Origin of the sequence: Thermococcus sibiricus MM 739 (assembly GCF_000022545.1) — an archaeon.
GTDB lineage: Archaea > Methanobacteriota_B > Thermococci > Thermococcales > Thermococcaceae > Thermococcus_A > Thermococcus_A sibiricus.
This window is the reverse complement of the sequence record NC_012883.1, coordinates 283,615-296,924: the sequence shown is the minus strand read 5'-3', so window position 1 is coordinate 296,924 and position 13,310 is coordinate 283,615. Positions and strand designations below refer to the sequence as shown.

At 39.7% G+C, this 13,310-nt stretch carries 19 protein-coding genes; 1 reads left to right on the top strand and 18 read right to left on the bottom strand.

Annotation, left to right across the window (positions count from 1 at the left end; translation table 11 throughout):
• Positions 1 to 6: 6 nt before the first annotated feature.
• From TSIB_RS01450 to TSIB_RS01365, 18 genes are all read right to left on the bottom strand, one after another.
• A complete protein-coding gene (locus TSIB_RS01450; protein WP_015848584.1) occupies positions 7 to 342 on the bottom strand; it encodes a 30S ribosomal protein S17 in 336 nt (111 codons plus the stop codon).
• A 5-nt stretch (positions 343 to 347) separates the two neighbouring features.
• A complete protein-coding gene (locus TSIB_RS01445) occupies positions 348 to 716 on the bottom strand; it encodes a ribonuclease P protein component 1 (protein WP_015848583.1) in 369 nt (122 codons plus the stop codon).
• Positions 602 to 868, bottom strand: a complete 267-nt coding sequence (gene yciH, locus TSIB_RS01440) for a stress response translation initiation inhibitor YciH (protein WP_266105275.1) — start codon at positions 866 to 868, stop codon at positions 602 to 604. Before yciH ends, TSIB_RS01445 begins: the two co-directional genes overlap by 115 nt.
• A gap of 36 nt (positions 869 to 904) precedes the next feature.
• Complete coding sequence (gene rpmC / locus TSIB_RS01435) at positions 905 to 1,105, bottom strand: 50S ribosomal protein L29 (protein WP_015848581.1); 201 nt, start codon at positions 1,103 to 1,105, stop codon at positions 905 to 907.
• Positions 1,102 to 1,725 carry a 30S ribosomal protein S3 gene (locus TSIB_RS01430; RefSeq protein ID WP_015848580.1) on the bottom strand — a complete coding sequence of 208 codons (624 nt, stop codon included), beginning with the start codon at positions 1,723 to 1,725 and terminating at the stop codon, positions 1,102 to 1,104. Before TSIB_RS01430 ends, rpmC begins: the two co-directional genes overlap by 4 nt.
• 4 nt (positions 1,726 to 1,729) lie before the next feature.
• Positions 1,730 to 2,194: a 50S ribosomal protein L22 gene (rplV, locus tag TSIB_RS01425; protein ID WP_015848579.1), complete on the bottom strand. Its 465-nt coding sequence runs from the start codon at positions 2,192 to 2,194 to the stop codon at positions 1,730 to 1,732.
• 11 nt (positions 2,195 to 2,205) lie between these two features.
• Positions 2,206 to 2,607: a 30S ribosomal protein S19 gene (locus TSIB_RS01420; protein ID WP_015848578.1), complete on the bottom strand. Its 402-nt coding sequence runs from the start codon at positions 2,605 to 2,607 to the stop codon at positions 2,206 to 2,208.
• A gap of 10 nt (positions 2,608 to 2,617) precedes the next feature.
• Positions 2,618 to 3,337, bottom strand: a complete 720-nt coding sequence (locus TSIB_RS01415) for a 50S ribosomal protein L2 (RefSeq protein WP_048160157.1) — start codon at positions 3,335 to 3,337, stop codon at positions 2,618 to 2,620.
• Positions 3,338 to 3,348: 11 nt separating this feature from the next.
• Entirely contained in the window at positions 3,349 to 3,609 is a 261-nt protein-coding gene (locus TSIB_RS01410; RefSeq protein ID WP_015848576.1) for a 50S ribosomal protein L23, read from the bottom strand.
• A 6-nt stretch (positions 3,610 to 3,615) separates the two neighbouring features.
• Positions 3,616 to 4,383 carry a 50S ribosomal protein L4 gene (gene rpl4p, locus TSIB_RS01405; RefSeq protein ID WP_015848575.1) on the bottom strand — a complete coding sequence of 256 codons (768 nt, stop codon included), beginning with the start codon at positions 4,381 to 4,383 and terminating at the stop codon, positions 3,616 to 3,618.
• Between the two features lie 11 nt (positions 4,384 to 4,394).
• Positions 4,395 to 5,474, bottom strand: coding sequence for a 50S ribosomal protein L3 (locus TSIB_RS01400; RefSeq protein ID WP_015848574.1), 1,080 nt, complete (start codon positions 5,472 to 5,474; stop codon positions 4,395 to 4,397).
• Between the two features lies 1 nt (position 5,475).
• Positions 5,476 to 6,252 carry a putative RNA uridine N3 methyltransferase gene (locus tag TSIB_RS01395; protein ID WP_048160156.1) on the bottom strand — a complete coding sequence of 259 codons (777 nt, stop codon included), beginning with the start codon at positions 6,250 to 6,252 and terminating at the stop codon, positions 5,476 to 5,478.
• 123 nt (positions 6,253 to 6,375) lie between these two features.
• Positions 6,376 to 6,822, bottom strand: coding sequence for a hydrogenase maturation protease (locus TSIB_RS01390; RefSeq protein ID WP_048160155.1), 447 nt, complete (start codon positions 6,820 to 6,822; stop codon positions 6,376 to 6,378).
• Between the two features lie 51 nt (positions 6,823 to 6,873).
• A complete protein-coding gene (locus TSIB_RS01385; protein ID WP_015848571.1) occupies positions 6,874 to 8,157 on the bottom strand; it encodes a Ni/Fe hydrogenase subunit alpha in 1,284 nt (427 codons plus the stop codon).
• Complete coding sequence (gene hydD, locus TSIB_RS01380) at positions 8,157 to 8,942, bottom strand: NADPH-dependent hydrogenase/sulfhydrogenase 1 subunit delta (RefSeq protein WP_048160153.1); 786 nt, start codon at positions 8,940 to 8,942, stop codon at positions 8,157 to 8,159. The genes TSIB_RS01385 and hydD overlap by 1 nt, the downstream gene beginning before the upstream one ends.
• 10 nt (positions 8,943 to 8,952) lie before the next feature.
• Complete coding sequence (hydG, locus tag TSIB_RS01375) at positions 8,953 to 9,846, bottom strand: NADPH-dependent hydrogenase/sulfhydrogenase 1 subunit gamma (protein WP_015848569.1); 894 nt, start codon at positions 9,844 to 9,846, stop codon at positions 8,953 to 8,955.
• Positions 9,843 to 10,946, bottom strand: a complete 1,104-nt coding sequence (hydB, locus tag TSIB_RS01370; protein ID WP_048160767.1) for an NADPH-dependent hydrogenase/sulfhydrogenase 1 subunit beta — start codon at positions 10,944 to 10,946, stop codon at positions 9,843 to 9,845. Before hydB ends, hydG begins: the two co-directional genes overlap by 4 nt.
• 263 nt (positions 10,947 to 11,209) lie before the next feature.
• Positions 11,210 to 12,307 carry an MFS transporter gene (locus TSIB_RS01365; RefSeq protein ID WP_048160152.1) on the bottom strand — a complete coding sequence of 366 codons (1,098 nt, stop codon included), beginning with the start codon at positions 12,305 to 12,307 and terminating at the stop codon, positions 11,210 to 11,212.
• 79 nt (positions 12,308 to 12,386) lie between these two features.
• Between TSIB_RS01365 and TSIB_RS01360 the strand changes: the two genes are divergently transcribed.
• A complete protein-coding gene (locus tag TSIB_RS01360) occupies positions 12,387 to 13,310 on the top strand; it encodes a serine/threonine-protein kinase RIO2 (RefSeq protein ID WP_015848566.1) in 924 nt (307 codons plus the stop codon).

The window sequence follows — 13,310 nt, the reverse complement described above, 5'->3', positions numbered from 1 at the left end:
GTCTCATCACCCCTCCTCTGCTTTTTGTGTAACTGCTATTACTACAAAGCTCTTTGTTTTGCTAAGGGGCCTAGTCTCAGCTACGATCACTTTATCCCCAGCCTTTGCATTGACACAGGGTGGATTATGAGCATGAACCCTGCTTCTCCTGAGTTCATAACGTTCGTACTTTCTTAGATAGTGATAGTACTGTCTCTCAACAGTGATAGTGTGTCTTGGTTTATCACTAACAACTATTCCTTCGAATACTCTACCGTGCACTTTTGTATGGCCATGCCATGGACACTTCGGATCATCACACTTTTCCGCAGGAGGCTGTATTTTCAATCCAATGTCTCTCATGCTTTTCACCTCTTTTTTAACCTCATCTCAGGCCTTCCAACCAGTTCTTCTCCCTTTATTCGAATTTTTTTATCGCCAACTTCAAATTCAAACTCCGCAACGATTTTTGGGATTGCCCACACTTTAGTTCCAAGGATTGTGAGAGTGTTTTTAGTTTCGTCAATTACATATCCCTCAATCCCTATCAACCCTGGATGAGAGCTCTTGACCACTTTAACTTTCAATCCTATGAGTTCATGCATGAGCAATGTCTTTTTTGTCATTCTACCTCTATCAAGTCCTCTGAAAATCCAAAGTTTGTCAATAAGCGCTTCACCTTTTCTCTGTGGTCTCCTTGAAGCTCTATTCTTCCATTTTTGGCTGTTCCTCCACATGCCAATTTCGCCTTGAGTTTTTTTGCTATCTCATCAAGATTAAACTCTTTCTCATCAATACCCTCTATTATCGTTTTGAGCTTTCCATAGCGTGCTTTTTCAATATAAACCCTTATTCTCTGCTGTTCTTTCAATACTTCTTTAAATAACATCTCATCCAAGGGGTTCACAATCCTAGGCACTAACCATCACCTTTTACTCCTCAACTTTTCCTTTTTTATTGTCAACAGACGGGCGATATCCCTCCTGAGATCCCTAATAACCATTGGGTTTTCCAAGGAGGTGCCCATAGTGAGCATTCCTCTCTCCTTAGCAAGCTCAAGTCTAAGTTCTATAATTTTCTTCTCAATTTCTTCCAAGTTCATCTCTCTAATCTCACTTGGCTTCATTGTTCGCTCACCTCTTCTTCAATTGGCTTCTCAACAATTTCAATCTCATCTGGAAGTCTTGCATCAGGTGGCATTATTGAAACTTTTACTCCAAGAACTCCAAGTTTAAGTAAAGCTTGAGCATATCCTCTTGAAACTAAGGTTTCTGCAGGGTTTCCAACTTTTGCTATGTATCCCTGGTAGAACCTAACACTCTTAGCTCTTTCTCCTGTTAGTTTACCACTGATCCTGATTTCTACTCCTCTAGCACCATTACTCATAATGGCCCTTATTGCTGCATATGCAGCCCTTCTAAAGTGAACTCCTCTTTCTAGTGCTTGGGCAAGTCTGGTTGCTTGGACTTTGGCGTTAAAGTAGGAGTTTTTGATTTCTTCCACTTCTATTTGTGGGTTCTCTAGATTAAAACGCCTTTCAAGAATCCTTGTTAATTCTCTAATCTTTCTACCTCCTCTTCCAATAACAAATCCGGGCCTTTCGACAAAGATAACAACCTTGGTTCCGAGAGGAGTCTTTTTGATATCTAGTCCACCATAACCTGCTCTTCTTAATTCCTTTTCAAGATATTCATCGATGAGCATTTCCTTAATGCCTTCCTTTATGAAGTATCTCTCGATCGCCATGGATTCACCTCCTAATCTCCTCAACAATTATCTCAATGTGTGTTGTCTGTTCGTTGAACTGAGTGGCTCTTCCGAATGCCCTTGGAATGTAACCTCTCAATACTGGGCCCCTGTGAGCTGCTACATGGATTATTCTTAATCTATCTGGATCTAAGCCCTTCTGTTCTGCATTATTCCTTACATTTAAGAGCAACTTTCTGACTTCCTTAGCAACTTTTACTGGGTATCTTCCAGGGCCAAAGCCGTCGCCTCTCTTGTGTCCCTGTGAGTCGTTGAACCTCCTTAGGTGAATAGGTCTTTTCTTAGCAATCACATCATCAAGTAGTTTTATAGCATCATTAACCATCATGCCTTTGATTTCTCTGCAAACTTCTATTGAAAGCTTTGGTGAGATCCTCAAATCTCTCCTACTTGCTTTTGCCATTCTCTCAGGGTCAAAATTTTGGAAAGAGTAGGAAAACTTTGCCATTATTTACCACCTCACTTGATTGCCACGAACATTGATGATCTTGTAGCACCAACACCCGGTGATCCGTGTTGAACTCTCTTTCTTGTTAAAGCAAATTCTCCAATATAGTGACCAATCATTTCCTCTCTAATTTGTACTGGGACAAATTCTTTACCATTGTGGACATAGATCATCATCCCAACCATTTCAGGGAGTATAACCATGTCTCTACTGTGAGTTCTTATGGGCTTTTTGTATTTACCTTTCTTTGCAAGCCTTATTTTCCTAAGGAGTTTCTTTTGTTCTGGTGTTAGACCACGCTTAAGGCTTCTCCTTTGTCTTGAGGGAAGTAACTTGCTTAGGTCTTCAAGCGACATATTTATAAGTTCTTCAAATGTGTAACCGCGATATTTAAACTCCTTTTTTCTTGCCATCTAAACCACCTCACTTCTTTCTTCCAGTTCTTCTCGCTCCTATGTGACCAACTTTTCTTCCAGGTGGAGCTCTCTTTGATATTGTACTTGGTTTACCAATATGATGCTCCTTACCACCATGCGGGTGGTTAACAGCATTCATTTTGACACCTCTTGGCTTAGGCCAGAATCTGTTTCTTGCTTTCATGATGTAGTATGCCTTACCCGCTTTGACTATTGGCTTTTCAAGCCTTCCTCCACCAGCAACTACCCCTATTGTTGCTCTGCAGCCAGGGTGAAAACCTTTGAGTTCACCACTTGGAAGTTGAACAATAACCCTATTTTTCTCTCTTGAAACTACTAAAGCATAACTTCCTCCAGACCTCACGAATTTTCCGCCATCCCCGGGTGAAGCTTCAAGGTTGTAAACGTACGTTCCCTCTGGGATTTTCTCGAGTGGAAGTGTGTTCCCAATTGCAATTGGAGCTTCTGGACCAATATAAACTTCTTGATCAACTAAAAGTCCTTCTGAAGCAAGGATAAGTTTTTCTAAACCATTTTCAAACTTAACTCTAGCAACAGGGGCTGTTCTTCCGGGATCATGCAAAATCTCAACAACTTTCCCAGCAAGAGTCTTATCTTGAGTAAAGTTTAGTGGAACATATTTAACAGCACCTCTATACCTATGAGATGGAGCTCTAAATGTTGTTGTTCCCTTTCCTCTCCTTTGTTGAATTAAACTCTTACCCATTCTCACTCACCTCAGAATAATCCTATTCTAGCAGCAACCTCACTTGCGCTGTATTCAGGTTTTAACTTTACATAAGCTTTCTTTTCGCCTTTCATAGTTATAACAATATTTACTTTATCTACTTTTACTTCATAAACTGTTTCAACCGCTTTCTTTATGTCTGGCTTAGTTGCTCTTTTGTCCACTATGAAAGTAAGCTTATTTTCTCTTTCCACCATTGAAATTGCTTTTTCTGTAACCACAGGCCTTACAATAACCTTATAGGGATCCATGTCTCATCACCCATAAAACTCCCTTAATCTCTCTATCGCTCCCTTTGTCCATATGGTAAGTCTTCCAGGATGGGCACCTGGAGCTAATAGCTCTACCCCCAAGTTGTCAACTACAACTACATCCACACCTGGGTGATTTCTTGCACCTTGAATTATCCCCTCGTTCTTTGCAACCACAATAAGTGGGCCTTTTGCCTTTTTGTACCTTCTACCTCTCATTTTGCCCTTTCCAGCCCTAACTTTGGTATTTCTCTTTGCTCTCTCAATGTCTTCCCATATACCGAGTTTTTTGAATATTTCCCTTGTTTGGGCGGTTCTGTAAACTTTTTCAAGTTCATTTTCAACAACAAGAGGAACTTGAGGTATGTTGTCAATTACATGTCCTCTAGCTCTTACAAGATCATAGTTAGCAGTAGCAGCAATTGCACTCATCAAAGCAAGTTTCTTCTCTTTCTTGTTTATGCCTTCCCAAATCACCTTCTCAACCTTTGGTGGGTGAGCTCTCCTTCCGCCTCTTGCAAAAGGTACAAATGCAGCAAATCTAGGGGAAGTCTTTATTCTCTCTACCCTTGCCATGCCACGGCCTTTTCCTATATTCTCTGTAACCCTTCTTTTACCTGCCAAGGGGTCCCTCCCTTGGGGTTGAATTCTGTGTGTCCATGAGGCAATGACAGCTCTTTTAATAAGATCTGGCCTAAATGGGGTTTGGAATACCTTCGGAAGCGTTATCTCTTCTATCGGCTCGCCATTGAGTGAAAATACTTTAACTTTCATAAATCCTCACCTCATTGCTTTGATTCCCTACTAATGTATGTGATCTGCGGAGCTTCAGCAGGTGGCCTCTTTGCGGGTGGCCTTACTGCAGGCCTCATTCTAATGATTCTCTTTATTGCTCCAGGTATAGTTCCAGCAATCATTATGAAGTCGTTCTTGACTACTCCATAGTGTGGAAATCCACCATTTGGTGTAATCTCGATTTTCTCCCCGTTAAGGGTGAGTTTACCATTCTCACCTATTCTTAAAAGTCTCTTGTTAAACTCTGTTCTGTGGTGGAAACCCATTTGTCCAGCCCTTGGAACTGTCCACATAACCCTTGCGGGATGCCATGGGCCGATGGTTGCAACTTTTCTTCTGCCCTTGCTGTCCTTGTGAGAAGTCAATTTAACTCCCCATCTTTTGACAGGCCCTTGGGTTCCCTTCCCTTTAGTAACTGCCACAATATCAAGAAGTTCTCCTTCCTGAAGGATTTCTCCAACTCTGATTTCTTTTCCAAGCTTCTCTTTGATATAATTGAATTTCTCTTCAATGCTTGTTCCACCGACAGCATATTCCATAACTTCTGGCTTTTTCTTTATGCGTGCCAACCAAGGTTGAGTTGCTACTAATGCCCTTAATTCAACAACTTCTCCAGTTTTTACAAGATCTTCAAGTTCCCCAAGCTTTTGTTGGAAAACTTCTTCTGTGTAGTTTTTTGGAAGAGTTTTGATTCTCCTTTCAAGGAGTTTGTAAAATGTGACATTCTTTGCTCTCTTTGATGGGTAATTTTCAAGCTTGAAATCAGGAACTATGACTTCGGTAGCGGTTTCAAGACCAAAGTATCCTCTTTTGTAAGCCCTAATGCCATAGACCATGAGTGGTGGGGCTTCAACTATCGTGACTGGGACAAATATTTCTTTGCCCTTTGTAAGCCCCGGAGCATCGTCTATCATAAGCACATGAGTCATTCCGGCCTTGTATCCTGCAAATCCAAGCATTCTAACCTCTTGTTCCTGCGGCCACTTTCTAATTCTTGGGACTATGCTCTTGGCTCTTTTTCTTGGAGAATATGCCAATGAACCTCTTCTTGGTCTGCTAATTCTTCCCATTTCAATCCCTCCTTATGACATTAAATATCGCCAATGTCACCAACACGGCTTCCTCCGTTCTAACGGTTTTCGTTTTTTGATTTGGAATTGTATTGAGGATTAAATCAAAGGGATAATCCTCATTGAAGTCTCTCAGGATCTCCATTATCCCCTTCCGAGGAGATCCAAATACAAATCCCACTTCTCCTTCCAATGGAGGAAGGTTCACTTTTCTCACATCCTCACCCATTCGTGAGGTCGCGATTGCAAGGTTAAGTTTTGCCTTTTTAAGTGTTTTTGCCAGAGACATCCTCGTTAAGTGAACCCTATACCCCCAATATTCCCGAGGTTTTGTTGGTGCTACTTTGAGAGGGATTACTGATATTATTTCAAATGTCATACGGCCTTCTCCACTCCCCTCCACAAGGGCGAGTTCATCAAGACCAATATCTGCATAAAGCCTCTTACCTTTTTTGATTATAACTCCCTCTCTGATTTCTCCAACTTTTGGTTCTCTTTTGAGTTTATGATGGGGTGTCCTTAGTGGGGGCAAAATCCCCGCATATTTGAGCTCCTTAGTAAGGGGAATGAGCGTTTTTCGTAGATACTGTGGGGTTTCCATGTACTCCAAGACAAGCTTAATGAATTTGCCTTCTCTGCCACCAGCTTTGTAAATCCATATGTGTTCCACGCCAAAGATTGCTGCTGCCCTGCCAATTTGTCCAACTTTATACGTCTTGATTTTTGGATCCGATGTCTCTTCGAGGAGTGAATCTGGAATAAAGATATGCCATGCCATTTCAGTCATCCTTTATATTTTTATATTTTTAAAGCTGTAGTGGGGTAAAAAGAATTTATTTAAAAGACTTTCGAACTATTCCACCCTCCTACATCTTTAAACGTATGAAAATTTTTTGCAAAACTATTCCACAAGAGATTCTATTATATTAATAATGTTATGAATATTACCTTTAACTTCCTCGCTAAGTTCCATCCCAAGATCAATTTCTTTAGCAACAATGCCAACGAAATGGATTTCGGCTTTTGCAAGCCTCTTGTCAATAAGCCTCAACAGTTTGAGTCCATCAATTGTCCCCATGAAATGAGCACTTCGTATTTCAGCTCTAAGCTTTTCAAAAGCTTCATCTCCCTTTAAATGAACAACTTGACCAGGTTTATACTTTTCACTCAATATTGCATCTATGATAATTATCCTTTCTTCACCACTATAATGCCGTTGAAGTCTAAAAATGTCGGTACCCACTTCAAGGACATTATACCCTTTCTCAGCTAAAATCCTACCAACTTTTAATCCCACCCCATCATCTTTCATAAGCTCATTGCCAAGCGCAAGGATTAAAGTGCTCATTACTCCCACCAAACAAAAATTAGAGAAAGTGCTTAAAAAGTTTGGAGAAAATCAGAGCTTAACTACGTGTACTGAACATGAAATACATGGATCGTATGCTCTAACAGTCATCTCTGTAAGCAATTTAAGTGTTTCTGGGTCATCTTGCCAGTGTTTTTCTGCCATCATTCTAACGTGACGCTCCATTATGGCTAGATTCATTGCAGTTGGAGTAATTATATCCACATAGTCTACCTTCCCATCTTTGACTTCAAGAGCATAAACCAGTAACCCTCTTGGAGCCTCAGTGATGCTTACTCCAAAGCCATCCTTTATTTCTACTTCATCTCTTTCTTTTATAGGCCATTTTGCGAGAGTGTCATCAATTATGTCTATTGCCCTCTCCACAAAGTAAACAAGCTCAAGTGCTTGAGCAAAGTTGTTGGCAAAGCAGTTGTCGTATCTTAGGAGGTCTTTATACTGACTGTAGAGTTCCTTAGCTCTTCCATAGAGAAGGTCAGCATTATTAACTATTCTTGAGATCGCACCAACCATAAAATGCTTCTCATTATTGTAGAAAGAGTGCTTTGCAAAGCTATGGCCTACAACTTTTTCAACTATGTGCTTTTTGTAATCTTCCACAGGGAATTTAAATCCGTCACTTACCTTGATATAGTCTCCGAATATGCCATAAACGCCGTTTCTTGGTTTAACTGCCATGTGGATCATTTCTTCGTCTTTAACTTCTTCATACTGGTCAAGTTTCGAGAATAACTCTACAGTGTACTCTGCCATAGGCAAGGCTTCTTTAAGTTCCTTTTTAAGCTCCTCAAACTGACTCCTTGTTGGAAGTTTGCCAAACCCACCAAGTATGGCGTTTTCTTGATGTATTGCTCTTGATGCAAGGTAATCCATTATCTTCGAACCAATGTTCTTGAGGGCCATTGCATACTCAATTTCTTTCATATATTTATCCACCATTGCAAGGGGGTTTGAATAGCCAAGATAATCCGGGAGAACAAGTAGGTAAAGATGCAAGGCATGGCTTTCTATCATGTCTCCGATGTAAAGTAGGTCTCTTAGATCCTGAATTTCAGGTCTTGGAGTGAAACCCACAGCTTTTTCGGCTGCTTCCACTGCAGTAAGCTTGTGAGCAGCTGAACAGAATGAACAAATCCTTGGGTAGACTGCCAAGGCTTCTTCAAGCTTTTTACCAAGAGTAATAGCTTCAAAAAACCTTGGCCCTTCTATTATATTGAGCTTTACTTCTTTAATCCCTTCATCACTTGTTACTATCTCGATACCGCCCTTTCCCTCCACACGGGCTATATGATCAACTGTAATCGGAATATACATCATCCTCCCTCCTCAAATATCTTGTTAACCATCCCCTCAAGCTTGGGATTGTGAGCGTTGAATATTTTCATTCTCTCTAGTATTTCCTCCTTTTTTAGGCCTTTTTTCTTCAACTCCAATGCAAGTGAATCGAACCATGCAACATCCTTAACGGCCCCTCTGCATCCAATGCAAGCAATGTTAAATGCCGGGCACCTAGCATCACATCCTGCAACTGTTAATGGACCTAAACATGGTTCACCTTTTTCTATAAGGAGGCAGGGATTGCCTCTGAGCCTACACTCGACACACACTGGATAATCTATATCTTCTGGCCATGAACCAATGAGAAGTGTCCCTAATGCATAGAGGAAGTCTTTCTTCTCTGGTGGACAACCGTAAAGCTTGTAGTCAACTTTAATGTACTTTTCTACTGGCTCGGCCATTTTTGGTTCAAATTTGACATGGGCATCTCCATAAACAGTTTTCCATAATTCATTGAACTCTTTGTCTTTATCCCAGCTTTGCACACCCCCATGAACGGCACATGAACCTACCGCTATGACTATTTTTGCTTTTTCCCTGATCTTCTTTACGAGCTCGACTTCTTCTTGAGTTGAAACGCTCCCCTCTATGAAGGCTATATCAACTTCTTTATCTTCATCACTGCCTCTCTCTAGCATAAACCAGCATTCTATATTTGCTTTATCTAAAAGTTGGAGCACTTCATCCATCATGGCAAATTGAAGCTGACAGCCATAGCATGAAGTTAAAGCGTAAAATCCAATTTTAACTTTCTCGCTCATTCTTCTCACCTCAGTCAAGCAATCCAGGTGTTGAGATTATGTCAAAGTACCCAAATACAGGCCCATCTTTACATATGTATTTCCAAGAGGTACTTGTTCCTACATTACAGTGACCACATTTGCCTATTCCACATTTCATTTTCCTCTCAAGTGTTACGTAGATATTCTCTGGGCGATAACCATAGTTTATAAGTGACTCAAAAACTGCTTTATACATTCTTGGAGGCCCACACACAGCTATTGCAGTGTTTTTTGGATTTGTATTTGCCTCTACAACAAATTGCTGGGGTCTTCCTTTTAGTCCTGGCCAATCTGGATCCCTAGTAACACTCTGGATTATCTTGACATTTTCAGCTTCAGCAAGGTCTTTCATTGCCTCTAACTCTTTGTAAAACAGCAAGTCTTTTCCATACCTTGCAGTATTTATGAACGTGATATTTCCGTACTTCCATCTGTTGTCCATTGCATAGAGAAAGACACTTCTAAGAGGTGCAGTTCCAAGGCCTGCCGCTATAAGGAGTAAATCCATCCCCTCCCACTCATCAACAGGAAACCCATTTCCATAGGGGCCTCTAACCAAGACTGTGTCTCCAGGTTTAAGTTTATGAATCACTGTAGTAACTCTCCCAGCTTTTCTGATACATAATTCAAAGAACCCTTTTCTCATAGCGGATGAGCATATACTGATTGGAACTTCCCCTACACCGGGAATTGTAAGTTGAACGAATTGACCTGGTTTGAAAGTCCATTTTTTAGCTAATTCTGGATCCTCAAAACGGAAGAGGAATAACTTTTCTGTTTCTGTTAATTTGTAAACTTTAAGTACTTTTGCTTTATGAAGGATATATGGATTTTCCTGAGGCATTATGATTTCCTTAGGGATTAAATCTCCTGGATTGTTCATAGTTCCTCACCCCCAGTAGAAGTACCATAAGCAAATCCTCTTTTCGGCATCTCCTCTGTAATCTCAGGTGGACATGAATCTTCTTTTAATCCCAGAATAGTTCTCAAGTTTTCTACAAAGCTTATCTCCGCTGGACAGAAATAAGTACACCTTCCACATCCAACACAATAGCTTATACCAAGCTTCTCGTTGTATGAGTTCTTACATAGATACCTGTTCATAAAACGGGATTTTTTAGTTGGTCTAAAGTTATGGTTTCCAGCTACAAGACCGTGACTCCTTAACTGACAAGAATCCCATCTTCTAATCCTAGCACCTGTATCACCATCAAGGTTTGGGATGTCTTGAACCTCATAGCATCTACAGGTTGGACATGTTAAATTACAGTTACCACAGGCCAAACAAAGTTCACTTTGTTCATTCCACATTGGATGTTCCATTTCCATTTCGAGTAAGTAGCGGAGATTACCCCAATCTTCATGATACTTGAACATTTGGTGTTTTTTATTTTCAAATTCCCTAAACTCACATACATCTTGAGTTGTAACTTCCTCAAAGAGCTTGATGTTTTTATCCACTATTATGTGTCCTGTTGGAGTACCTACCCTGACTAACCACCCATCAGGGAGCTCATGAAGGAACAAGTCAAAACCATCGTCTGCAAAATCGGTTTCTCTTAAGTTGCAGAAACAGTATTCATCTGGGACACAGCTAATGCCTATTATTATGCCTTTTTCTCTCCTAACTCTGTAGTACTTGTCAGGAAGTTCATCAAGGTATATAGTGTCCATTATCTTAAGCCCAAAAATATCACATGCATGAACTCCAAAGACAATGAATGACTCTACGTTTTCAATGACTTCATTGTAATCTGCTTTTGAAATGCTAAACTCAAATATCTTCTCCTTAGGCAGGAAGAAAAACTTCTTTGGTGGCATTATTGTCCTGTTGTACCTAAACTCGATTTTTCTTACGTCGTCTATTTCCCTGAAATCATAGAACTTTTCAGATATCTTCACTGGAGCATAAAGTACTCCCCAATCTTTTAAACTCTCGAGGAATGCATAAGTATTTTCTTTTGGCAACTTAACGTATCTCAACTCCATCACCCCATTAATGTACATAAATACCCCTAATGAACACTTTTATTCATCTTCATCAAAGGGTTGTTTCATGTATAAAAAAGCATTTCTAAACCCTTAGCTTTTTAACCAAAGGTTTAAAATGGTAAATTAACTTCCAAAAACTATTTCATTCAATTTATAGGCACCAAGCGCTTACACCAATGCCCAAACAAATCACATTAATGTAAAAATTTGTTCTTAAACGTCCACACATCACAAAAATACAAGGGAATATTTGCTTATTTCCACTCAAACATGAAGATTAACAAACTCACTAAATACATCCCGGAAATCGAATAAAACGCCATTTCATAACCTACTCTATCTATCAAAAGCCCTATAAAATATGGACCAATAGTGGCTCCAAAAAAGCCCATCATATTAACAAATCCCATAACAGTACCAAGGTTCTCTGGAGTTGCGTGTTCACTCGTGTACGCGGTGACTATTGGGCCAACCGAATAGAAAAACAACCCCAGCGGAAGCACTAAAATAGGATACGTAGTTTTTACCAAAAGAAACGAGAGGAACATGTTGAAAAATAAGGCAGAAAATAGACTACCCTTTCCAACTCTGTCATAAATAGTCCCACCTGCAATAGATCCAAAAATACCTACTATTGAAAGGAGAGAAAAGTAAAAAGAGGCCTCTTCTATACTTCTACCTTTATCTACAAAGAAATCCGGTAGAAATGTTAACATTCCAAAAAACGCAGCAAGTGCTATAAAGTTCATAAGACTTAATCTAAACACATTTTTTGGTATTGCAAAATTTACTCTTTCAACGTGTCTCACTTCACCTTTAACTCCATGAATTAATGCAATCCCAATCAAAGCACTCATTAATGAAATGATTACAAAAGAATATCTCCACTCCAAAGCAAGAGCTATAGGAACAACAATTGCTGGGGCAATAGCACTGCCTACCGGAGGGCCAATCATGAAAACTCCTAATGCTGAACCCTTTTTCTCTTTATAAACTTCACTTATCAAAGCTGTGGATGGTGCATAATAAAGGTCAGCAAAAACACCATAAAGTGCTCTAACACTTATTAAGTGCCAATATTGCCTTGCAAAAACCATTAAAGAGCTAGCCAACGAATAACCAAGAATACTGATTACCACAAGTCTTTTTCTCCCAATTTTATCTCCAAAATACCCTGCTGGGACTTGAGTCAACGCATAGGGAAGCAAGAGAGAAGTCATCAATAACCCTGCTTGTGCGTTTGTTATACCAAGCTCATTTTTAATGATTGGAATAAGAGGAGGAATAGCCATTCTATGTACGTAGTTGAATATCCACCCAATAGAAAGCAATAAGAGGAGTTTCCTACGCATATCTTAAATGAAAAATTAAGCGTTTAAAAAATTATCGAAGAGTTAACTATAAAAAGAAAAAATGAAAAATCGAATCACCATGGTCAGTAAACTTTTGGCTCTAGAAATTTATCCAAATCTAAAAGACCTTGACTTCAGGATACTGAGAGGGATAGAGCTAAATATGCGTCATTATGAATGGGTGCCCTTAGAAACCATTGCAAAATTTGCAAGAGTAGACATCGAAACTACTTCTCATCGACTTGGAAAACTCGATAATTGGGGCCTTGTGAAAAGGAGAAGTGACATAGGATACATAGGCTACCAACTCACAATACATGGATATGATGCTCTAGCTATAAGAACATTTGCTCAAAAAGGTATTATCAAAGCAATAAGTCAGACTCAGATAGGGGTAGGAAAAGAGGCTGATGTGTATATCGGAATAACACCAAATGAGGAGAGAGTGGCAGTTAAATTTAATCGAGTTGGCAGAACCAGTTTTACAAGAATAAAACTATATCGACCAAATCTTATAGATAAACGGCATATCTCATGGCTATATGTCTCCCGGCTTGTTGCCCAACGAGAATACGAAGCATTACAACTTCTAAGTCCAATAGCCAAGGTGCCAAAGCCAATCGCATGGAACAGGCACGCAATCGTTATGGAGTTTATAGATGGAATTGAGTTAATAGAGTTGACAGATACAGATTTAACAAAAGAAGAAGCTCTTGAGGTGCTTAACAAAGTTTTAGAGGAATATAAGAAGATAGTGGAATTTGGGATAATCCATTCTGACATGAGTCTCTACAACATAGTCCTTAAAAGTAATGGAGACATATTAATAATCGATTGGCCTCAATATCTTACAAGTGCATTCCCTGAAGCTAGGTACTATCTTGAAAGAGATCTCCAAGTACTCTTAAATTCATTCAAGAAAAAATGGGGAGTGCAAGTGGAAAAAAACAAAATCTGGAAGGAGTTCGAATTGAGTCTTCAAAAAAGCCTTAAAAGGGAGTAA

Excerpts from the sequence above, each read along its gene's own strand:
- TSIB_RS01395 (WP_048160156.1), bottom strand. The coding sequence starts at position 6,252 with ATGGCATGGCATATCTTTATTCCAGATTCACTCCTCGAAGAGACATCG.
- hydG (WP_015848569.1), bottom strand. The coding sequence starts at position 9,846 with ATGAACAATCCAGGAGATTTAATCCCTAAGGAAATCATAATGCCTCAG.
- TSIB_RS01420 (WP_015848578.1), bottom strand. The coding sequence starts at position 2,607 with ATGGCAAGAAAAAAGGAGTTTAAATATCGCGGTTACACATTTGAAGAA.
- TSIB_RS01390 (WP_048160155.1), bottom strand. The coding sequence starts at position 6,822 with ATGAGCACTTTAATCCTTGCGCTTGGCAATGAGCTTATGAAAGATGAT.
- TSIB_RS01385 (WP_015848571.1), bottom strand. The coding sequence starts at position 8,157 with ATGTATATTCCGATTACAGTTGATCATATAGCCCGTGTGGAGGGAAAG.
- yciH (WP_266105275.1), bottom strand. The coding sequence starts at position 868 with ATGTTATTTAAAGAAGTATTGAAAGAACAGCAGAGAATAAGGGTTTAT.
- rpmC (WP_015848581.1), bottom strand. The coding sequence starts at position 1,105 with ATGAAGCCAAGTGAGATTAGAGAGATGAACTTGGAAGAAATTGAGAAG.
- TSIB_RS01450 (WP_015848584.1), bottom strand. The coding sequence starts at position 342 with ATGAGAGACATTGGATTGAAAATACAGCCTCCTGCGGAAAAGTGTGAT.
- TSIB_RS01400 (WP_015848574.1), bottom strand. The coding sequence starts at position 5,474 with ATGGGAAGAATTAGCAGACCAAGAAGAGGTTCATTGGCATATTCTCCA.
- TSIB_RS01415 (WP_048160157.1), bottom strand. The coding sequence starts at position 3,337 with ATGGGTAAGAGTTTAATTCAACAAAGGAGAGGAAAGGGAACAACAACA.
- TSIB_RS01410 (WP_015848576.1), bottom strand. The coding sequence starts at position 3,609 with ATGGATCCCTATAAGGTTATTGTAAGGCCTGTGGTTACAGAAAAAGCA.
- rpl4p (WP_015848575.1), bottom strand. The coding sequence starts at position 4,383 with ATGAAAGTTAAAGTATTTTCACTCAATGGCGAGCCGATAGAAGAGATA.
- TSIB_RS01365 (WP_048160152.1), bottom strand. The coding sequence starts at position 12,307 with ATGCGTAGGAAACTCCTCTTATTGCTTTCTATTGGGTGGATATTCAAC.
- TSIB_RS01445 (WP_015848583.1), bottom strand. The coding sequence starts at position 716 with ATGTGGAGGAACAGCCAAAAATGGAAGAATAGAGCTTCAAGGAGACCA.
- hydD (WP_048160153.1), bottom strand. The coding sequence starts at position 8,942 with ATGAGCGAGAAAGTTAAAATTGGATTTTACGCTTTAACTTCATGCTAT.
- rplV (WP_015848579.1), bottom strand. The coding sequence starts at position 2,194 with ATGGCAAAGTTTTCCTACTCTTTCCAAAATTTTGACCCTGAGAGAATG.
- TSIB_RS01430 (WP_015848580.1), bottom strand. The coding sequence starts at position 1,725 with ATGGCGATCGAGAGATACTTCATAAAGGAAGGCATTAAGGAAATGCTC.
- TSIB_RS01360 (WP_015848566.1), top strand. The coding sequence starts at position 12,387 with ATGGTCAGTAAACTTTTGGCTCTAGAAATTTATCCAAATCTAAAAGAC.